This is a genomic window from Vreelandella neptunia (assembly GCF_022489065.1).
Classification (GTDB): domain Bacteria; phylum Pseudomonadota; class Gammaproteobacteria; order Pseudomonadales; family Halomonadaceae; genus Vreelandella; species Vreelandella neptunia_A.
In genome coordinates, this window is record NZ_JAKVTW010000028.1 from 1 (window position 1) to 21,567 (window position 21,567).

Annotated in this window: 13 protein-coding genes; 4 read left to right on the top strand and 9 right to left on the bottom strand. The window is 50.0% G+C overall.

Features of this window, described 5'->3' with window-relative positions; translation table 11 throughout:
* The 7 genes from MLE19_RS21550 to hsdR all read right to left on the bottom strand — a co-directional run.
* A partial coding sequence (locus tag MLE19_RS21550) for a DUF4011 domain-containing protein (protein WP_240720409.1) occupies positions 1 to 2,310 on the bottom strand: 2,310 nt, incomplete at its 3' end.
* Positions 2,311 to 2,986: 676 nt separating this feature from the next.
* Positions 2,987 to 3,502 carry a hypothetical protein gene (locus tag MLE19_RS21555; protein ID WP_240720411.1) on the bottom strand — a complete coding sequence of 172 codons (516 nt, stop codon included), beginning with the start codon at positions 3,500 to 3,502 and terminating at the stop codon, positions 2,987 to 2,989.
* A gap of 639 nt (positions 3,503 to 4,141) precedes the next feature.
* Positions 4,142 to 5,419, bottom strand: a complete 1,278-nt coding sequence (locus MLE19_RS21560) for a PD-(D/E)XK nuclease family protein (RefSeq protein ID WP_240720413.1) — start codon at positions 5,417 to 5,419, stop codon at positions 4,142 to 4,144.
* Between the two features lie 55 nt (positions 5,420 to 5,474).
* Positions 5,475 to 6,848, bottom strand: a complete 1,374-nt coding sequence (locus MLE19_RS21565; RefSeq protein ID WP_240720415.1) for a restriction endonuclease subunit S — start codon at positions 6,846 to 6,848, stop codon at positions 5,475 to 5,477.
* The gene (locus tag MLE19_RS21570) at positions 6,845 to 8,467 is read right to left on the bottom strand and encodes an N-6 DNA methylase (RefSeq protein WP_240720417.1); all 1,623 of its coding nucleotides are present in this window, start codon (positions 8,465 to 8,467) and stop codon (positions 6,845 to 6,847) included. Before MLE19_RS21570 ends, MLE19_RS21565 begins: the two co-directional genes overlap by 4 nt.
* 18 nt (positions 8,468 to 8,485) lie before the next feature.
* Positions 8,486 to 9,556, bottom strand: a complete 1,071-nt coding sequence (locus MLE19_RS21575; RefSeq protein WP_240720419.1) for a Fic family protein — start codon at positions 9,554 to 9,556, stop codon at positions 8,486 to 8,488.
* Positions 9,557 to 9,780: 224 nt separating this feature from the next.
* Complete coding sequence (hsdR, locus tag MLE19_RS21580; protein WP_240720420.1) at positions 9,781 to 13,308, bottom strand: type I restriction-modification system endonuclease; 3,528 nt, start codon at positions 13,306 to 13,308, stop codon at positions 9,781 to 9,783.
* 1,002 nt (positions 13,309 to 14,310) lie between these two features.
* On the opposite strand from hsdR, the gene MLE19_RS21585 reads away from it, so the two are divergent.
* The gene (locus tag MLE19_RS21585) at positions 14,311 to 15,273 is read left to right on the top strand and encodes an integrase domain-containing protein (RefSeq protein ID WP_240720421.1); all 963 of its coding nucleotides are present in this window, start codon (positions 14,311 to 14,313) and stop codon (positions 15,271 to 15,273) included.
* 483 nt (positions 15,274 to 15,756) lie between these two features.
* Here MLE19_RS21585 and MLE19_RS21590 read toward each other — a convergent pair whose 3' ends face one another.
* Positions 15,757 to 16,782 (bottom strand): hypothetical protein, encoded by a 1,026-nt coding sequence (locus MLE19_RS21590; protein WP_240720422.1) that lies wholly within the window; start codon positions 16,780 to 16,782, stop codon positions 15,757 to 15,759.
* A complete protein-coding gene (locus MLE19_RS21595) occupies positions 16,775 to 18,235 on the bottom strand; it encodes a tetratricopeptide repeat protein (protein ID WP_240720423.1) in 1,461 nt (486 codons plus the stop codon). The genes MLE19_RS21590 and MLE19_RS21595 overlap by 8 nt, the downstream gene beginning before the upstream one ends.
* Before the next feature lie 544 nt (positions 18,236 to 18,779).
* On the opposite strand from MLE19_RS21595, the gene MLE19_RS21600 reads away from it, so the two are divergent.
* From MLE19_RS21600 to MLE19_RS21610, 3 genes are read left to right on the top strand one after another with little or no spacing between them, the layout of a single operon-like run.
* On the top strand, positions 18,780 to 19,400 hold the full coding sequence (locus MLE19_RS21600) for a DUF2201 family putative metallopeptidase (protein WP_240720424.1): 621 nt from the start codon (positions 18,780 to 18,782) through the stop codon (positions 19,398 to 19,400).
* A 41-nt stretch (positions 19,401 to 19,441) separates the two neighbouring features.
* A complete protein-coding gene (locus MLE19_RS21605) occupies positions 19,442 to 20,467 on the top strand; it encodes a helix-turn-helix transcriptional regulator (protein ID WP_240720425.1) in 1,026 nt (341 codons plus the stop codon).
* Between the two features lie 30 nt (positions 20,468 to 20,497).
* Positions 20,498 to 21,013, top strand: a complete 516-nt coding sequence (locus MLE19_RS21610) for a gamma-glutamylcyclotransferase family protein (protein WP_240720426.1) — start codon at positions 20,498 to 20,500, stop codon at positions 21,011 to 21,013.
* Positions 21,014 to 21,567 lie beyond the last annotated feature (554 nt).

Below are 21,567 nucleotides of genomic sequence, written 5' to 3' on the forward strand. Positions count from 1 at the left end.
CAGCTCGCCACGCGATAGTGCTGAAAGCTTTTCTGAAAGGATGTGCTTTGTTAGCTTCCCAAATGTCTCCTGAATTCTTTGATGGAGACTGAGCAATTCCTCGACCTCAGACTGGGTCTTGAGATCAAGCCCATCAAGCGCCTTAAACAGCTCTTTACGAGAGAGTGCTGGTAAATCGTAGAGATCCAAAGCCAATGACTCGCATTTCTCCAACGTTAACAGCTCTGACACATCAATTTTGAGAGTATGTGCAGCTCCCTGGTTGCGCTCATGCAATTGATCAAGTGACTCTTGCCACTCCCGAAGAACAGATACAACCTGTTCTGAGTCAAAAAGCTGAATTGCCGTACTCTCTACCCCAGACCAAGGATGATCATGAAGTTGGGCACTTTGCCCGACCTGTTCTATCATTCCTCGATAAATCTGCTGGAACTCTTTAACTTGATCGACAAGCTGAAGCCGTTTCAATTCGGTGAGAGACGTCCCCGTCAGCCCAGCGATATGAATATCGGTTGGATTTATCTCTAACAGTTGACGATAACGAGCCGCACTACTAAAGATCTCGTGGATTGTTTTATCTGTATTAGCCCATGTTTCGTTGATTTCTTGAGCATAGTGATTGAGTCGCTCTTTAAGCTCCTCATAACGCATTGTTTCTGCGTCAATATTTTGTGTTGAGCTCAAATGCTTCTGCTTCACTACACGAGCACTGATATCTTCAAGCACCTTGCGCTTTTGTGATTTATGGCTGTGTAGCTCAAGACAGAAATCACCTAATCCGGCCTTATCTAGCCTGGTTTTAACTACGTCAAGAGCGGCCATTTTCTCCGCTACGAATAGAACTTTCTTGCCGTTTAACATAGCAGCAGCAATCAAGTTAGTTATCGTTTGTGATTTACCAGTCCCTGGAGGCCCTTCAATAACGAGGTTCTGACCATTCACTGCATCAATAAGTGCACTATGCTGGGAGCTATCAGCATCATCGATTAGCGGGAACAAATCATGTATTTGTTCAACCTCATCGATGGAATACTCCACAGTATTGCCTTCCCCCTCATCCGAGCCATTTTCCGAACTTTTGAAAAAGCGCTGCACAATTGAATGCTTAATCAGGTTTCGCTCGTCGAGAGGCCATCTCTTTGGATCTAAATCCAAATACATCAGCATCTTGCCAAAATTCAGCAGAGCAAGAGCGCCGTAACGCCGGACGGTCCAATTTGGTTTTGTAATTCTAATTACTTCAGCAACATGATCGAGGTAGGTTTCAGGAGAGACATCTTCCTCAACTTCGGGTAACGCAAGACCGAAATCGACTGCCAGCTTTTCTTTTAGAGACAAGTTCGGAAGGATATCTTCACCGGTGTAACTCAAGGTGTACTGATAGGTTCCACTATTGTGGTCTAGCTTCCCGCGGCTCAAATGTACCGGAACTGTAAAAAGCGGAGCCAATCTTGTTTTTGAGCCGCTGTCATTTTCTGCCCATTCCAGAAAACCAAGCGACAAATAGAGGATGCTTGAACCCATTTCCTCTATCGCGGTTTGAGCTTTGCTACGTATTGCACGTAATCTAGATTCCATTTCTGGTGGGTAGAGCAGAACCTGAATCGCATCATCCCGATGCTTTTCACCACCTTGAGCCTCATCATCTCTCGGCAACTCATAATTAATATCAAAACCGAGGACCTTTGCCCACTCCTTCGCATCAGGGTTAGCTTTTAACTGGCGGTCTTTGCCATTTTCTTCATCTACTTCAAGGTAACCATGCTCAATTAACTCCTCCCGGGTAGGAGGCGGAACAGACCTGAACGTAAGCTCACGCTCAGAAAGAAGCACTTCGCACAGTTGGTTTGGAACTTCATCTATAATCCGCAGGGCTGCAGCTTTCTGTTGAATAGGGAAATTCAACAATCTGTTTCGAGCCGTGAGATCTAATAGCTTTTTGCGCATCAGTTCCAGCGACTCAAGCACGAAAGGGTCTGACGAGTTTAGGAAGTTATCCGCTGCTTGCTGGTCTTGTTCATTAGACATGGTTCGGCTCGATTCCTTTGTTTTAGCATACCTATAAGCCATTGATTCGTTGTGCTTATTTTCGTCTTCTTGTAGCTGAGGCTCTTCATGGGAATCGTCTAATTGCTGACCAGGCAGCTCTAGCAGTTGTTCAACTCGGCGCTTGAGCTGTCTCGCTGCACTTGTTTTTCGAAAGTTCAGCTCGAAGAGGACTGCTTCTAACAGGTTTTTATCCTGCGTGTTGCCGTTAACGATCTTGCTCAGCCGGCTGGTTTCTAACGCAAGGTAAGGTCGCCGTTCCATCGTCCCCATGCTCCTGCCCAGAATAAATAGCTAGTTTGCCACCGAAGTATCATTATTTACTACCGATTAGTAGAGACAAGACTATCAGAGGCAGTCGCCAACCTATCAAAAAGTTTGTGGGCTCAAACTTTGTTTCCTTTCGAATTCATCCCACAGCACCATTTTGTGTAACAACGTCGGGACCAACCCATAAAATCTCATTTTGGATTTAGTCCCAGCAGCATTAGACGCGTACCTTTATAAATTCTCCCCACTGCGTGGCATAACGTGGCTTCCGACGCTCACCACGTAACACCCAGGCATTACCTTTGGTGTGGCACGCCTCAAACATGAGGGTTATCGTCTTGAAATGAGTGTTGCTGGCTTTGAGATAAGCGTACTGGCCAAATCAATCCTGCTTTTTCAGCGTCAGTTCGCCCTCGACACAGAAGACAATAGTTCGGCTGGGAAGCGCTTCATCACGTAGTGGTGTAAATCCAGTTCAATATACAGGAGATCATCAGCAGAACAGTGGGAACCAGTAAGCACTGCCCGCCATAAAGCGGTATTAGAAAGGAAGACACGGCTACATCATTCAGTCCCAACACGGATGCGGCGAGTGACAGACTGGAGACATTTAAAATCTATAAAACAGCACAAAGGAATCTGGAGTAGAACACAAGCTGTGGCACTTGCATTAGCGAATGCCATAATTCGTGTAACTCGCAACGGTTGCTTTAGCGTAACGCTCAGCATCAGCCTGCGCCCGATGTAGTACCGGCAAACTTTTGAGCATCTGTCGTAGCGATAGCATATGCTCATTACTCAGCATTTTATGCAGCTGATAAAAATCGGATACCCGAAAGGAAGGTTCTAACTTTGCGGCATCAAAGAGCCTGCTAATCCAGACAAGATCTGAATCCAAAGCATCACAATACACCGTTTCGAAGCCGAGCATGTCATTCAGCTTTTTAGCGGCATCGACGACATGTAACCCTCGCTCGAACAATTCATCACGAGCGATCCCGTGTATAGACGCTGCAACTGGATCCCAATGCGACCACTCATCACGGGGGCAAATAAGAAAGCCTTCACCATTACCCAGTGTGTCGGCCCACCCAAGCTCTATTGGGTAACTATCGGGCCCAAGCCCTGACGCCTCGATATCAATAAACGTAATAAGAGGAAGATCACTTGCCGGTAAAATAGCCACCTGAATGCTACACTCCGTTTCTTGTTACGGGCTGTTTTATGACCGTTCTTAGCGGCAAATTCATAGCAACCCCCACCCTGTGCGATAAGGCACTTAGCGCTTTAACCTGCTCTGAAAAGCATATTCAATCAAGCACTTCGTGCAAATAATTATCAAAATAACATTTAGCTCAAATACTCATTAACTCACTGTCAGAGTCAGACTGCAGGCTTTATCGAAGCCCAAGCATAAAATTAAATACAACAGTTAATAGGAAGATTTAAACTTCATTATAAACAAGAAATCAACTGATCTTATCTTGGCTATATTGATATAGCATAAACACACAACGTCAGTTATTTTTTTTCATTTTTTCGACACCGAATAACATACGCCGCTGCAATTAGCGTCCCAAACATAATTATCAAAATAGGTGAGACGCCAATTAAAAACTGTGAAAAATGACTCATAGCTTTCAATCTCCCGAAAGTGAACGGTTTAATAGCACTATAGTAAAAATCACCTCCCTTCACTAGTTCAGTAGAAGCTTTTCGAATCACTCATTCCTATGCTGTCGGGTTCAGACTGCCACGTCGCGACTGTGCTAGACGATGTTGGGCCAAGCATGAACCTGGTCTTGGAGCGTAGCTCCAGCGCCGTTTAAGCAACGCTGGCTTCGAGGAGTGTTTTAGCTTCTCTAATCAGGCTCACTTGGTGATCCACCATATTGCTGATGATCGTCTGCCGCTTATGCTCATCCATCAAGTCGAGAACCGACCCGGTGAATTTGTGGAAGTTAAGAATAATCGGCTCCTGACTGGGAGCTGGGTTGTGGTAGTAGCAAACTAGCCAATCCAGATCTTTATCAGCAACCGCATTACCATTGTTTAGCTTTTCCCTTAGTTGGTCTCGCACGTCCTGCTGTGAAACCGGCAAGCCTGATTCGCTATCGATACGAAGGCCATAGTGGATGGCGTTGTAGAGGTTCACGTATAGGCAGAGTTTTTTTCCGCTCAAATCACCCACCGTGTGCTTGATACCTACGTGCTTTCCACCCCGCTTAACGTCAAAGTAGCTATGAGATATTTCACTTAAATTTTTCCCTCCATAAACGGAAGGCGATACACCAAACGCGACAGTCATCGCATTCGACAATTCCTCCCAGAACCGGAGCATTACAGATGCTTTTGCCCTGGGTAGCGCTTTTTCTACCGCCAGGGCCGTTTCCAGGTCATAACGGTTATTGGCCAGTTTGTCGGCGATAAGCGCTGTCATAGAGGTTCCGGCTCCGGTGAGGTTATCGAGCAGACGCTTGTACTGAATAAGCGCGTGGGACAATTCCGGTTTGTGTTTGCTGAGGTTTCCGCAGGTGTCGATCCACTGGCGGATATCTTTCTCAAAAGAGAGGCAATATACATTCTTTTGCTCAAGGTCTTTAAGGCTGTAGGCAGAAGGTGCCTTGCCATCCAGTGTGAGATAAACCAGTACCGCCTTTTTCCGGTTGTTGGCTCGGTGTTTGAGCGCAGTATAATAGTCATGCAACTGCGCCTTCTGGTCACCAGCATCAATTTTCACTTCAATGCCGATTATCAGGTCTGGCGACTCCACTACGATATCCACACGCCGCTGATCTTCGGTGGCCAGTTCTCTTGTTACATTGACGCGCCCACTTACATCGAGTGAAAGGCCCAGAACGTCGTTAACAAAGGCATTTAGAAATCGATAGCCTTCACCATGCCGACCGGCGGGATTAAGCAACTCCGAGAGGTATCGGGAGTGGGTGCGGTTTTCATCGCGTTGAAGGCCAAGGATGGCGAAGATATTGAAGCGCTCGCCGTGGCGATTGGCATTTTCTCTGCAAGTCTCGACCAGTTCAGCCAGGTGGCGAAACCTGTCCGTAAAGTCGATTTCGTTTTGCGAGGCAGCAAGATGAGTCATTCAGCGTTTCCTTACGATTGTTTGTTTTCCGCAATAGACTCACCGCGTGGACACATCACGCTGTTGTCTGCTTGTGGGTTTTCTTTGCAGGTTTTGCTGCCGCTCGCTCAGTTTTGATTCTCTCCAGCAATGCCTCGGCGCTGTTCTCCCCGCTGATCAGCTCCGGGTTGTTCTTGCGCCATTGCTCGGTAAGCTCACCGCGAAAGGCTTTGGCCAGAATCGACTGGGTGAGGTTATTGACGCGGACCAGGGCACTGTTGACCTGTTGTTCGATCCGGTCGGCGTGGGCGAAGAGTTGGTCTACTCGGCGGACGATTTCGGTTTGTTCTTCCACGGTTGGAAATGGTAGGCGGAGTTCGTTCAGCACTTTCAAGTTAATATTCTTCTGAGCGGTGGCCGGAGCAAAAGATTCAAGATCCTGTTTGTTTACGTCGATTAGGTACTTAACGAAATAGGCAAGTGCTTCGGAATCCTTTGGTGTGAACCCGACAACGCTATCCGGAAAGCACGCATCGATTCCAAGAACCGCAGTATCGGCGATATTGGCCGCGATAGTTATGCACAGAGTTCCCGCAGGGAACAGACGACTCTGTTCAAGGCCGAATGCACTATAGAACCGTGTAGCTGAGGTGATTTCGCCAGTGGCGTTTGCCACCTCTCCGGTTTGAATGAAGGGGTACTCTTCGCCGAATAGTCTGGGATCATTCCTTGGACGATGTTTGGACTTGCCTCTGGCTAGCTGGCCGACCTCGCAAAGATGTTTAAAGGACCAAGAATCCGGATACCCTTCATCGTTGTATGTAGAGTTGTTTCGCCACTCCTCCGTCAACCGCCCACTTACTGCCGCAGCCAGCACGGACTGGCGGAAGCGTTTGAGGATTTGTGGGATGCGTTCGAGGCGGGCTTTAGTGTTTCCCACCTGGGCGAGCAGGGTGTCGAGTTTGTCGGCGATGACTTTTTGTTCGGCGAGGGGTGGAAGTGCAAACTCCAACCCTTTAAGGGCTTCGAGACGTATCCCTTTTACGGTTGTACCGGTGCCCATTTGCTCAATCTGTCGCGCGACAGAGCGATACCAATAAACAAGATAATCTCGATGAATTTTAGTCGGCAGAAAGAGGGCTTTGAGATCTTGGTTTATTGCGGACTCAAAGTCCGCAATGACGATCTTCCCCAAGCTCATTCGTGTCGCAATAATCGGGGTGCCAGCGGGGATGACATTAGTGCTGCTATTATCCACAGCCGCCTGTGAAATATGGTCGGTAGTATCATGGAGGACATGCTTGTTCATGTCCTTGACGCTCATCCAAGGTATTTCACCCTGATAATACTCAGGCTTCGACTTACTCGGTGTCCCGCCGCCGACGACTCGCAGAATTACGTCGTCTAGCGGCACAGTGAGCCATTGCTTGGGAATAACAAGAGCGGTCATTGCTTAACACCGCCCGTCACTTCATTCAAAAGCACCTTCGCCCCATCAACCTCTTCTTCTGCCCCCAATTCCCGAATCAGCGCATCCAGCTCGCTTAGCGCCTGCACCAGCTCCCCCATCGCCTCCCCCGCCAACACACTAGGCTCCGGCAGATTGGCGGCATCCACACTGTCGCTGTCCTTCAGCCAGGCAATATCCAGCGAGTCACCTTTGTGCTCGGCAATCCACTGGCGGCTGAAGTGGCGCCAGCGGCTATGGGCCAAACGGGGATCGACACCTTCATTTTCATCGCTGTGCTCAGGCAGTTCGATCTTATCGGAATGAAAACTGTATTCGCCCTCTTCCCTCGTGCTGTGGCCGTTGGGGTCTTCGCCATACACGGTTTCAAACGGCTTAAGGTGTTGGTCGCCAAAAGGCGTGCGTTTGCCGAAGTTGCTCATGTTGGTGCGCAGGTCGTAGACCCAAACGTTTTTCGTGCAGTTTTCTTCCTGGTACTTGTCTGCCGCGCTGCCTTTGGTGAAGAACAGTACGTTGGTTTTCACGCCCTGGGCGTAGAAGATGCCAGTGGGCAGGCGCAGGATGGTGTGCAGGTTGCACTTGTTCATTAAATCCCGGCGCACGTCGGTACCCACACCCGCTTCAAACAGCACGTTATCCGGCAGTACTACAGCGGCGCGGCCACCAGGTTTTAGGTTGCGGTAGATGTGCTGCAGGAAGGCCAGCTGTTTGTTACTGGTTTTATAGGTCAGGTCGTCGCGGGTGATGCTGGCGTCGCCGCCCTTGCTGGTACCAAAGGGCGGGTTTGCGAGGATCATGTTGGCTTTTTCCAACCCCGCGCCAGCTTGGCCCAAGGCGTTGCCCAGGTGGACCACACCCTCATCGTCTCCTTCCATGCCGTGGAGAAGGCAGTTCATTAACGCCAGGCGTCGAGTGCCGGGCACCAGCTCAATACCCACGAAAGCATGGTTCGCCTGAAAGGCTTTCTCATGTGCTGTTAGGTCGTAAAGGTCGTCTGTTTGGCTTTTGATGTATTCATGGGCAGAAATCAGGAAGCCTGCGGTACCTGCGGCCGGGTCTTGTATGTGTTCACCGACCTGTGGCTTCAGGCAGCGCACCATGGTGTTGATCAGTGCGCGGGGTGTGAAGTACTGGCCGGCGCCAGATTTAGTCTCGTTGGCGTTCTTTTCCAGCAGGCCTTCGTAAAGGTCCCCCAGCCCGTCCTTCTGGGCGCTGAACCAGTCTATCTGATCCAGAGTTTTGATCATCTGCTCCAAGTGGCGCGGCTCCCGCAGGCGGGTCTGGGCATCAGCGTAGATCGCGCTAATCAACGGGTCGTCGTGCACCAGGGTTCCGTCGCTATCGCGACCGGTAGAGAGGCTGAGCAGGATGCGTTTGTAGTCGTTCAAAAGGTTGATGCCGGATTTACCGTTGATGTCAGACCAGCGGCAGCCTTCGGGCAGTGGGTGCTTCTTGAGGGTGCCCGCTTCGGTGTTCTCGTGAACCATTTTGATGAACAGCAGCAATACCAACTCGGTGACGTAGTCAGAGTAGTTGATGCCGTCGTCGCGCAGCACGTCGCAAAGGTTCCAGAGCTTCTGGACGATGTCGTTATTGGTCATAAATGTTTCCAAATAGTGTTAGGCGCGCTCTAGGAAGAGCGCCATCAGCGGAGTATTGATATAGAAGTTGCTGCGGCCGACTTTGGTTTTGTCCAGCAGGCCGATATTGACCAGTTCATCCAGGTACTTGGTCGCGGTGATACGGCTAACGGCCAGATCTTCCATCACGAATTCAATTTTCGTATACGGGTGATTGAACAGGTTGTTCAGCAGTTCCTGCCGGTAGATCTTCGGACATTCGTCACGCATCCGGTGTTTGGTGTGTTGCATCAACTCGCGTATCTGGCCGATCAGATCAATAGTTTGGCGGGCGGTCTGGCTAACACCCTCCAGCATGTAGAGTAGCCACGGCTCCCAGTTACCGGTATCGCGCACGGCCTGTAATTCCTGATAGTAGCCAGCCTTGGTCTGAATCAGGTAACGGCTGAGATAAAGCACGGGCAGGTCGAGTAGGTCTTTGGCGACCAGGTAAAGCATGTTGATAATGCGCCCGGTTCGCCCATTGCCGTCATAGAACGGGTGAATGCTCTCGAACTGGTGATGGATGACGGCCATTTTTACCAGCGGATCCGCATCGCACTGTTCATCATCGTTGATATAGGCGACTAAGTTGCCCATTAACGCTTCGATTTCTGGGGCTGACTGGGGCGGCTCATACACCACCTCTCCGGTGACTTGATTTTTGAGCGCCGTACCGGGCAGCTTACGTAAGCCTGCCCGGTTTTTCTCCAGGGTTTCCTGAATCAGTAAAATGTCGTGCAGGCGAATCAGCCGGGAGTGTCGAACGCTGCGGAATCCCGCCCGTAATGCCGTTGCGTAGTCCTGAACCTCTTTGGTTTGTGGTGAGACACTAGCCTCGTCCGCCACAACTGCGCGATAGAGATCGTCCTGGGTAGTGATGATATTTTCGATTTCGGAGCTGTGCCGGGCTTCTTGCAAGGTCAGCGTGTTGATCAATATTTCTTCGTTAGGGATGGTCGCTGCCACCCCTTTTAGCTCTGCCAAGTAACGATGTGCCTGTGCTGCTTTTTTCAGCACGGCGCGGGTTTCCCACTGTTCGATGTGTTCAAGGGGCAACGTTGGTAGCACGGAGCTTCTCTTTTTAGTTAATGTATAGAAAAACAAAAAATCTATACATATCGAAGCTGACATGCAAAGGAAAAAGCACTTTTCTTTGCATGTAATCCTGTCAATGTATAGATCGTGGCTATCTATAGGTATTTTCTAGGGCTAGTTTGGCATGCGTCATGTCGAAAGAACCGCAAAAAATCGACATATAGTAAATGGATGTCGATGCCATCAACATTCATCGATCATGCGCTCAGCTCTGGCCAAACCGCTTCGTTTAGCTCTTCTAGCACTGTATCAAGCTGCGCGCCCAATACCTTATCCATCTGCTTTGAGCCACCGTCATCTGAAAAGCGATTATTTACAAACTCGCGATCGATGATCACTTCGTGCACCAGCTGTTTGGCTAGGCGGTCTAGCCACTTGCGCTGGGCCGTTGACCAATCGTGCTGGGTATAGATGCGGTCCATGGCTTCAGCTACACGCTGTTCAAAAGGCTTTAGAGGCTCGCCCAGCGCTGCGCGGCGGATATGGCCGATGATGCTGGCCGCTATGTCTTTATTGGTCTGGTTACGCACGGCGCTTTGCAGGTTGGCCTCCGAATAGCCGTGATTATCCAACAGTACTTTCACTTCCTTCAGTTGCTGGCGCGTAAGGTCGCGAGGCTTGTTGACGACCACGGCCAGGGCTGTCGATTGGTTAACCTGCTCCTTGATAAACGCATTGAAACTGTCCAGGTAGTCCTCAGGCCGTTGATGCACACCGTAGCTTTGGGTGGGCTCCTGGATGAGTTTGTCTTCATGATGCGAAATCACGGGCATTTTGTCGCTGCCAACCAGTGTTTTCACTTGGCTAAGCTGATTGATCAGGCCGCTATGCTGGCGGATAAATACCGACGCTTCGCGAGGACCCAGTTTCTGCAGATGTTGGTGCAGGTTTTTCGGCTCGACTCCCCACAGTTCATGCAGTTCGTCGAGCTTGTTTTTCAGTGCTGGGCGACTTTCGGCTTTATTGTCAGCCTTGCGCAGTACGCGCATGACTTTCTGGCTGAGCTGGCTAAGCACCACATCAGCCTGGCTTTCACCTAACTGATCGCCCGGGCTATTTAGCGCCGCTTCTAGGTGGTTCTCGTCGGTCAGCTCATCGACCAGTTGCTCCAGGGTGATGTTGGGATCCCTCACCAGGGGCTTCATGGTATTGATCTCGGAAAGCGCAGCGTAGATATCGACCGGGTCATAAATGCGGAACACGGTTTTGCCGATCTCATCGCAACGCCTTGTGGCACGGCCAATCATTTGCTCGTACAGGATGCGCGAGCGTACCCGACGCATAAACACCAAGTGACTTATTTTGGGTACATCAATGCCAGTCGTCAGTAGGTCAACCGTAATGGCAATACTGGGATAACGCTCATTCTTATAACGACGAATCAGTTGATCGACCTTATCGCTCTTGCCGGTAATTTTGGCCACGGCGGCCTCGTTGTAGCTGCCGTTATAGAGCTCTTTAAAGGCATCATCCAATAACCGCTTGATCATATCCGCATGCAGATCGGTGGCACAGAAAATCAGCGCCTTTTCATCATCAAAGGGATCTAATTCCTTCGCCAGCTGTTCGCAGATGACCTGATTGAAGTTTTCATTGATCACCCGGCGATTAAACGCCTCCACCTCAAAACTCAGTTCATCTTCGAGTTCCGTAGTATCCACTTCTCCGGTCTGGGTGTTGATCACCTCTATTGGCTTACCTTTTTCAAACTGGATGCCGTTTTTGGTCAACAGAGTTTCATAGCGAAGCGGCGGCTCATGGTCAATCAGCCAATCGTCCGCCACGGCTTCGCGATAGGAGTAGGTGAAAACCGGTTTGCCGAAAATGTCGCTGGTGTGCCTGGCTGGGGTGGCCGTCAGGCCGATTTTGACAGCATCGAAGTAGTCCAGCACGCGCCGATAACTGGAGATGTATTGACTGGCATCGCGGGTCGCGAGTTCGCCATCGGTCATTTCCTGGTCGAGCGTATAACCCCGGTGGGCTTCGTCGATAATGATGCAATCAAACTGGTCAATGGGCGGTGGCTGATCGCTCATAAAGATGCGTTTCACCATGGCCTGAACGGTAGCGACCTGCACGCGGGTCTCAGCCTCGGCCGCCATATCACCCAGCTCAGCAACATTGTAAATCTTGCTCAGGGTCTGGTTCTGCTCTAAAGGCGCTTCATTAAAGGCGTCGATGGCCTGCTGCCCAAGCGCGGTCCGGTCGACCAAAAACAGAATGCGGTGGTACCGTTCGGTTTTAAGAAAACGGTACATTAGGCCAATGATGGTGCGGGTTTTACCCGTGCCGGTGGCCATGGCCAGCAGCACTGAACGGACGTTTCGGGCCAGCGCACTTTCAGTCGCAGCGATAGCATTCTGTTGATAGTCGCGTAGTTTCAGATAACCGAAGGGTTCATTCTTGAGCAGCTTTTCTGCGTTTTCTTTATCGCGTTCCAGTAGGTCCAGCAAACCACCCGGCGTGTGGAATTGCGACAGTGCCCGACGAAGATTACTGGGCTCCCGCACATCCCGAAACCAGGTACCCGATTGTTCAGCCAGTTGGGGGACATAGGGGCGACCATTGCAGGAATACACAAAAGGCACCATATAGTGGCCTGAGTCATCAGCAGGCCAGGCAATGGTTCGCCCTGTAAGCTCCCAGGTACCTACCAAAGGAGCCTCAACGTGGATCCCTTTACTGTACCGTTCGGCCTGTTCAATTTTGCCGGCCACGTTGGTGTTTTCTTTCTTGGCTTCTACCACCGCGATGGGAGCAAGGCCTACAAACAGCACATAGTCAGCCCTGCCTTTTTTGCCGTTGTGTTGCGTAGGCCATTCGGCGATCGCGCGGTAGGCTCCCTTTTCAGGCCGCGCACCCTTTTGATAAGTAATCTCCAGGCTGTCGGCTTCCCAACCCGCCTCAGCCAGTTGCTGATCAATTAGGATTCGGGTGAGTTCTTCGTTCAGTACCAGGGTATCGGTGGCGGCTTTGGTTTGCTTGGTAACTTGCTGGCGCTGCCGATTAACGGTTTGTTCGTCTTGCTCCATGAGCTTCTTTTGCAGGGCTTTGATTTTGTTTTCATAGGCCGCTTGCTGTTGCGCCAGCGCTTCCTCATGCTGACGGGCTTGTTCTGCTAGCGCCCTAGCTTCTTCATCCATGGCCTGAGCCAGGGCTTCGTATTCGGTCTTTTCTTTATCAATCAGTTGGCTGAGTTGCTGGCTGCTGCTTAATTCGACATTCGCTTTTTGCAGGTCATGGCGCAGTTTTTCGATGTCAGCTTGCCACTGGCGTAGCTGGGCACTGGGATCTTCAGGTGGCACGAACGGACCCGGTTTGAATCCTGCACCAGCGCTGCCAAACGAGCGGTGGAACCAAATGGCTAGCTCTCTGGCCAACTTAAGGCCGCCCATGGCCTCTTTGTGGCGAGTGCGAAACTGGTGGGCCGCTTTATTGCCTTCTATACGTAGAGTATGAAAAAGCTCTCGTACTTGAGACTCAAGCCGAATCTCACGATTTAGGCGATAAAGGAGATCGGATTGGCTTGTCTGGTCATCGAAATCTACCCCTGATAACGCAGCCATGTGCTGAGCAAGCGCCTCACTCAACTGGCGCAGCTTGATTAACGTGGTGTTGGGGTCGCTGGCGAATGCCCCCTCGGCAGCTGACGCCAGCTGCACAAAAAGCGCGTCGTGCTCGGCCAGGAAGCCGAAGTTTGCTGATTTTTGGTCGCTGACTCGCACAAACGCTCCATTTCGTATGGAATTGGCATTCACCACGGAGGGCTCAGCCCTCAGTATTATGTGGCTAGCCCAAGACTTTATCAGGGTAAGGCGAAATGAGCAGCCCCATTACGACTGAAGATGGAATTGATCCAATGATGCGTTGCATTGAGCCACCAGAAAGCAAAATTGGGCGTCAAAAGTACACACAGTGTACTTTTTAGTACCTCATAGATCACTTGGCTTTATTTGATCTAAAAAAAGTGCGTGAAAAGTACACTGTGTGTACTTTTAATGCTCCTTTTAGGATATTGAAGTGGCTGCAGATTCACGCCAGAATTCCGTTGACTTTTAGATCTAAAAGCTTAAACATAAGCTTTGAAAACCGCGTCTTAGTTGGCGTGGCACCGTAGCTGGCGGTGAGAAACGAAACAGCGCTTAAAAGCAGGTCAAACCTGCGCCCTTCCAGCGCCAAGCAAGTGGCACCCCACGAAACCATTTCTTTATATAAACGCCATCGCAAGTTAGCGCCCCATCGACTACCTATAAAACCTCACGATGTGTAATGCATCAGAAAATGAGATAAAACCGAAGATTGTAAAAAAACCCTTTTTTATCAATAGGCTTTACGCAATCGAAAAACTGAAAATGGACATAAACTGGAACTAAAACCCAGCGAGCGACAGAACATTATGTCAGTCGAGCATCATCTCGAACATGCTCTCATTGTCCGCTTTCGACATTAATGCCCAAAGTGGCATCCCTCTCCTGTGAACGCGTTGATGACGCGACATCTCCCTGGGCCATATCGGCTATCAGATGAACAGCGATAACGAAAATCGTGCACGCAGCGGCACAAGCGACGGTCAAGGCTCCAACTTTAGGAGTGAACACTGACTGCGACGTACAGGGCAGATCGTCGGGCGCGGGGGGTAGATCTGCCTATTTTTAGTCGCAGACCTCGCCGCACATAGCTGTACCTTTTTATTTATAGACAATGAGACTCAGATTGAGGAGAGGGTTATGGCAGTACCAAAAGGGTATGCGGGGTGGTCTCTAAGAAAACGCAATTTTGGGTATGGGAGGCGGCTTGGTTACGCTGCGCTATCAGCACTTAACGATAAATATGGCTGCCAGGATCACTTTCAGACAAGGCATAGCCACCACGCACGCTTTGCCAATTTCGTGCGCTGGATCAAAGAGCACTATGAAGTAAAAGACGCACGGAAGATTACAAAAGAGCACATTTCAGCTTATGAAAAACACCTGCATGAGTCTGTTACCGACGGTACTTATTCAATTCATTATGCTCAAAATCTGCTCTCGACTTTGAACGTTGTAATGCGCTGTATGAGACATGATCGCCGTTTATATGTCTCACCGTCCAGGTTAGTTGGCAAACGGACCCATATCCGCCAAACAGAACCTCAAGGGGAGCGTTTTGAAAATGTAGAACAAGCAGCGCAGGCTTTGGAGCAAGCACAAAACCCAAGGGCAGCAGCTGTATTACTACTTGCCAGAGCTTTTGGTATGCGTGTACGTGAAGCTTCACTCGCAAATCTAGAACGGCTTTATAGTGAAGCCAAGCAGTATGGGGAATGTAGAATCCTTGAAGGCACGAAAGGTGGTAGACAGAGTGATGATCGTGAAGTCCCCATGGAGAAGACCCAGTGGCAAGCATTAGAATACGCTATTCAGCATTCGCCCGAAGGCAGCACCAATCTGCTTCACATGGACGAGACTTATCAAATCTTCAAGCACAGTGTCATTAATCCCGGACGCCTAATCATCCTGGCGCATGGACTGATTAGCTATAGGGAAATGCGTGCTGCTTTTGCTATCGAGACGTATGAACAAGAATCGGAGCAACTTGCGCCAATTAAAAAGGCACCAATTGACAAGGAGGCCCATTCGAGAGGGATGCAAAAAACCTCGACGCTGCTAGGCCATAACCGCCCATATATTTCAAGAAGCTACGTGGGCTAACCATATGAACCTGAGACTAATTTATACCCGTATCAAGTTTAATGACATGAAGCCACCACATCCCGCGCGCCATCGAAACCGTATCCAAAAAATTGCTGATACCGTGGAGGATAGATTTCCAGAAGTTAATCGACCTGAGAAAATAAAGTTGAAGCATATTCAGTGGTTTTCAAACTACTGGCTTGAAGCGCAGGGATACAGCCCGGCGACACGTGCAGACTACATTAGCTCTCTGAAATTGCTTATTGCAGCACTCGGAAGAAGCGATCATTGGTTAGGCCCGCTAGGATTGAAGCCGAAGGGAGCAGGTGGAAGACCGAGGACGAGCCGTGTTGTAAAGAGTAAAAAATACTATTAATGAAAGCGTTGACGTATACAGAAATAGTTCTTCATCCCCGCTGAAGGCGTTGTTCAATGGTCACGGTGGTCATGTCACATCCTCGTTGATGTCGAATACGCATTGTCAGGTAGCACAACTCATCATTAGCGGCGAATACGCGTTTGCTCTTGAGCCACGATGTCATCAAAAACATCTTGGATTTGACGTGCCATAGTGGACTGAAAGGCATTAGCGGGTTGGGCAGTATCAATGTTCTGATTGGCTGCACGATCTACTAACATGCGATGACCGCCGCGAATTTCATCAAAGGCCAACATGCCCGCTTCATCTCTTACGCGCTGACGCTGAATGATAAAAGCGCTGCTGCCATCTGCAGAAGGCATTAAACGCCATAAAATATTACGGTGGGCCCCTTGCTCAACAAAGCGCCTAACTTCCAAATAACGCGGATCTCCCGTGGAAGAGTAAAGGTTATCGATTTTTTTTAATGTCCACTGCTGCGACATTTGTCGGCCATGCTGGGTGTTTCCCAATGGCGAGAAATTGTATTTGCTTTCAGATACCAGCACATCTCGGATACTGCGATCACTACGATACTTCACAAACAACCCATCAATACCGTTGCGTCCCACCTCACCTGGCAACTGCCGCCAACCGGAAGAGGTGTAGTACGCATTCATGACGCGTTCGTTAAGTTCACCCACTTTGTGGTTAACAGCTATTGGTGAGAGATGGGGCAGTTGCCAGCTCATAAGCCGGTGCAGCGAAGAGCGCTGCTGGGTGATAAGAAACGATTGGTGATCACAACCTGGCGAGTTAAGGCAACGAGCAAGCAAAATAGGTGCATTATTTCCCACAGCTCTATAAGTCGCGCCTAAGCGAGTCACTTGGGTGAGCGATATATCCCCTCGGGCCTGAGCCAAGGTAAGTAACTGCCGCAGGTCATTGCTGGTGTCACCTGACTGCATAGAGCGGTACACAACATGCGCCCCAGAAACGCCTCGCGCCATCGACCGCTGATGTTGGCTGACAGTCCGTGTACCCGTAATCATGACCTTAAGACCTTGATATCCTTCGCGTACCGACTGTGGATTAGGAAACGCAGCGGCGCTTAGGACGTATGACAGGCTAAACGCCGACACCCATATCGCTAGGCTACGGCTAGTCATGGAAGCTACCTTCATATAACCCCATCACAGCAGCGGCTTCTTGCTCATCAAGCCTTCCGGTAATCTCCGCCATCAAGGCGTCAGCTTCTTCAATGTTGCCAAGCATATAATCCGCATTGGCGATATTGGCTTGAATCAAGTGGGAGAGCTCTTGATCACCCAAACCAACGCTCCCAATGAGACTACTACGTTGCATGATACCTAGCTCACCATGCGCTCGCACAAAATATTCTTTGGCTTGTTCATAGCGTTCGTTCTGGAAATAGATCGAACCAAGCCGAAAATATAGCGAAGGGAGCTTCAGCCCTGTCTTATAGTTATTGGCATCAAAATGGTTTTGGGCGAAGAAAGCCAGTTCATCTAGTCGATACTCATTTCTTTCGAAGTCCTCACCCAACAGGATGGCTCTGAGAGTCACCGGCTCTAAGGCGTAAGGCCCTGCTAACATTGAATTCGCTAACTCACGCTCAGCACTTTGTAAATCGCCTGCTGAGACTGCGGACAAGGCCTTGAGATAATGATAGAAGCTAGTGTCGTCCACATCTGCTGGCGTCAGCGCTGCTATAGCTCGCTGGAAAAGGTCGTAGCGGTGCTCGTTCCAAGCAATCAAAGAAAGGGCCAGAATATCGCCTTGCCGATGAGAGCCATCAGCCAAAATACGCTCAAGTGCCTCTACTTGGTTACTCTTAAGAGATTGCAGCTGAGATACGCGTATCTCCTGCTCAAGGCGCAAATCTTTACTCTCGTAGGCCAGCTGATGAATACCTAATGCATGCTCGCCAAGTTTTGGTTGGAGCATATTCAAACTGGCCGTCTCAGTTGCCATGACGAGCTCTTTATTCGCCACCTCTTCGGCAAGCTCCATCACCTCACTCTCAAGCGACATAATTCTTTCGACAGCGTCCTGAGTCGCTGCCGAGCCGGTTTCGGGCGCTAATTTTAATGTCGTCAAAAAGACAAGCTCTTCTGTTTCTTGTTTTTTTACATAATTGAAGCCGTCTACAAGATATGCAGTACCTGCAATTGTAACCCCCACTATGCTACCGCCCGTGGTGGCAATGATAGCCGCCGCCGCGCCATTTAGAATAGCAGCACCTAGAACGGCATTCCCCCCGAAAAAACCGCCAACGGTCGATAACCCAACCATATAGGCACCGGGTACATTACCGCCTATCCATGCAGCTGTGGTACCTACGCCAGCAAGTGCTGCAGGCGCCCCCGTCCCTGCGGTCATAGTGGTAATAACTGCAGCACCACTGGCTACTACCGCCAGGCCCGCCATCATAATGGGCACAGAATAGGACTTATCAAAAAACGAGGTTGCGTATACATCGCCAAAGCCAGCGTGCTCAACTACTGGAACATTATTCGCCGAAAGAGAAGGCAATGTGAGTACACCTACAAGGGCTAAAGAGGTGCCGAGCACAAAAGATTTTTTTAGTTTAAAATTCATGTAGTAATCCCTGGCAACATAAGCAATTTGGCGTTCGCTCTTCAATCGATCCCATTTACCGTCGCGGATAAAAGCACAAGTGTCTGGCGCGTAGAGGGCTAACACGCATGAACCGCTGGTTTACCAGGTAGAGTCAGAATGTATAGAAGAAAAGTAACCGAAGGCTGCGACATCCCGCGTCGCACTGCGCTACTAACAATAACTAGCGACTAAACATTAATAATAGTGAGGCTATCATTACATTAAACTAGCTACTAGAGCAGAAGGCTAATACTTTTGCCATTGGAGGTTTTAAGCGCTCAAAAGCCGCCTGAGATTTTTAACCGGGTGGGCCAGTTAGTGAATGGTTGCAATCATGCCTCAGGTTCATGCCGAAAGCCGAGCCGAGGTTCAGTTTATTTCTCGTGAACCATTTAGGAGAACTCTGCATCTCCTACAAGCCTGATTATCCAAACAGTCTTAGGTATTATTCGTTTTTATGCGGCTTAAGTTGTCGCACCCATACCGTAGCTTATGACACCTCACCCTTCAGGGAAGGTACGGTATGAATATGTCGGTAAGTTCTGCTTCAGCAACCGCAGATGCACAGCAAGAATTAGCGAAGTGGCAGGCGGATCGCGCCTATTGGGCAGAAACACTCCCCGTCATGAAGATGCTCAGCGAGTTTTTAATCCTGTTACCTGTGCTGCACCGTCAAATAGCCACGGTAAGCACGGATGGCCGACATCTCTACTTTTGCCCCCGCTATAGCGCCAGTCTCTCAGATGAATCTCGGCGCTTTTTGCATGCTCACCTGATCTGGCATTGCGTGGCTGGCCATTTAACCGCCCCGCTTGTGGCCGATCGACATCGTTGGCACCTAGCGTGTGACCATGAAGTCAACGCGCTGCTGATGGCTCTCGGCATACCGCTACCTTTGCATGCGCTGCTATTCCCAGTATGCGTTGGCCGCAGCGCTATAGAGGTGTATCACTGGCTAGAAGGGCACCCCGACACATCTCTTGAAGTGACTACCGACATTCACCCCGCAGCCCTATGGTCGCATTTTCCTAATGCTACTCCAGATCAACGCATGACTGCTCTATGGCGACACCGAGCTCACTTGATCGCCCGGGAGGGCGACGCGCTACCCGATAGAGTCGCTAAGTTTTGTGAGTCACGTTAAGCTTGCATGCTTTCATCATAACGCCCAGGGTTAGCAAATCTATGTCTGATGCTCGCGATACACTTTTTCGCTACTTGACGCTTCTGCAGTTAATTCCCCGCTATCCTGGACGCATTGCCACCCCTGTACTGAAAGAAAAACTCGCTGAGCGTGGGTTTAATATTGACGTACGCTCGCTGCAACGCGACCTCAGCCAGAAGCTCTCTTCGCATTTCCCCCTTGGCTGCGACGATAGTGAAAAACCCTATAAATGGTATTTTGATCGCGACTTTCAGTGCCATTTGCCGGCGTTGGATGTGCCTAGCGCCTTAACACTGGTGCTGTCTGAGGAGTATTTGAAAGGTTTACTGCCGCCTGTCGTGGTAGGACAGCTTTCATCCCACTTTACCGATGCCCGACGCCTGTTAGATGAACTTGCTTCAAACGGGCTGAGCCAATGGGCACGTAAAGTGCGCGCTATTCCAAATGGAATGGCGTTAATTCCTGCTGAGCTAGAGGAAACCACTTGGCAAACGGTTGCCCAAGCGCTGCTAGAGCAGAAAGCCATTGATGTCACCTACCTGTCGCGCACTACCGAGACGAACAAGCACCTTACCCTTCACCCACAAGGCATTGTCAGTCGCCATAGCGCGACGTACCTCCTCGCCCAAGTGGAAGGCTTCAGTGACTTGCGCCAGTTTGCGCTACATCGAGTTAAGCAAGTGGCCTTGAGCGATGTGAAATGGCAGGCAACGGAGGCATTCGATATTGATGCCTATATTCAGGGCGGTGCTTTTGGTTACCGGCAAGGGCCGGGTGACGTCACTCTGGAGGCAGAGATCACCCGCTCGGTTGCCTGGTTATTGCAAGAGACGCCCATTGCCGATACACAAACGATCGAAGCCCTCCCCGATAGCAAGTGGCACCGCCTTACTGCCTGCGTGCCTGATGACCAGCAAACTCTGTGGTGGCTAATGGGCATGGGGGCGAACGTCAAAGTGATCGCACCAGCCGCATGGCGTGACACACTTACAGCGAATGCCGAGCAGGTGGTTGCCCAATACCAAGAGTCAGTCACGACAGCTTAAAAAGCCAAGCAACTTATAAAGGAGATAGCCATGCTCTGTTTTGCTTATGGCTCTAACATGTCGACTCAGCGCTTGGCCGCGCGGATTCCGGCAAGGTTTATGGCTACTGCGATGTTGCCTGCCTATCGTCTTGCCTTTCAGCAACGTGGAGGGGATAGCTCGGGCAAGTGCGATATTGTACCGGCATCCAGTCAGTCCGCTGTCTATGGAGTTGTATGGGAGGTAGCGCCGCATCATAAACCGACACTGGATGTTTACGAAGGACTTGGTGTTGCCTACGATGAAACCTGGCTGACAGTCACTGATCTTGCGGGTGAAGGGCAATTTGAAGTTCAAGCGTATGTAGGCAAAATCACTTCTGCTGGCATGCGCCCGTATACCTGGTACAAGCATCACGTATTAACTGGTGCACGAGAACACGGCTTGCCGGCAGCCTATGTGCGCGCACTAGAGAGTATCGCGGCACATCACGATCCAGACACTGAACGCTATGCACGCGAAATGGCATTGCATGGTTTCGATGAGCTTTTGGTGCGAGGAGCATAATGGCTAATGACGCTCGCTTAATCGCGTTTCATCGTGGCGAAGGTGTCGATCATAAAGGCCGCTATCTCAGCGATATCTAGGCGCTCTCGCCCTCCTGGCTGGAACACACCCATGACTATATTCAGTGGCTGTTTCCCATAGTAGTTAACCCTTTTACTAAAAAACTTCTACGAGTAAGCCATTGATAAAAATGTCATTTATAAAGATTTTAATTAATAGCTATTATTGACTTCTGACTAGGGGTTCAGATTTAGTTTAGCGACATATGCATCAACAAAATTCATTGCAACGTGCTGACTCAAGTGGCGACCCAGGCATGAGCCGACGCGGGATATAACGTTGAGGCTGAGGATTAACGCCAACGCTTAGCAGGAGCTGAGTGGATGCAGGTTCGGAGGGTTTTCTGCTGGACTCCCAGTTTGTGCAGTTCGACTAGTTTATCTTTCAGCGCCGAAGGGATTTCAGCGTTGTTGTCGATCTCGTGCAGCAAGGAGCTAAGACACCTGCGGGTAATCCATAAGGGTAGGCCATACTATTAAAAGCAGCGCACTATC

Coding starts and splice junctions, on each gene's coding strand:
- MLE19_RS21560 (WP_240720413.1), bottom strand. CDS start 5,419: ATGACTCATCTTGCTGCCTCGCAAAACGAAATCGACTTTACGGACAGG.
- MLE19_RS21565 (WP_240720415.1), bottom strand. CDS start 6,848: ATGACCGCTCTTGTTATTCCCAAGCAATGGCTCACTGTGCCGCTAGAC.
- MLE19_RS21570 (WP_240720417.1), bottom strand. CDS start 8,467: ATGACCAATAACGACATCGTCCAGAAGCTCTGGAACCTTTGCGACGTG.
- MLE19_RS21585 (WP_240720421.1), top strand. CDS start 14,311: ATGGCAGTACCAAAAGGGTATGCGGGGTGGTCTCTAAGAAAACGCAAT.
- MLE19_RS21590 (WP_240720422.1), bottom strand. CDS start 16,782: ATGACTAGCCGTAGCCTAGCGATATGGGTGTCGGCGTTTAGCCTGTCA.
- MLE19_RS21595 (WP_240720423.1), bottom strand. CDS start 18,235: ATGAATTTTAAACTAAAAAAATCTTTTGTGCTCGGCACCTCTTTAGCC.
- MLE19_RS21600 (WP_240720424.1), top strand. CDS start 18,780: ATGAATATGTCGGTAAGTTCTGCTTCAGCAACCGCAGATGCACAGCAA.
- MLE19_RS21605 (WP_240720425.1), top strand. CDS start 19,442: ATGTCTGATGCTCGCGATACACTTTTTCGCTACTTGACGCTTCTGCAG.
- MLE19_RS21610 (WP_240720426.1), top strand. CDS start 20,498: ATGCTCTGTTTTGCTTATGGCTCTAACATGTCGACTCAGCGCTTGGCC.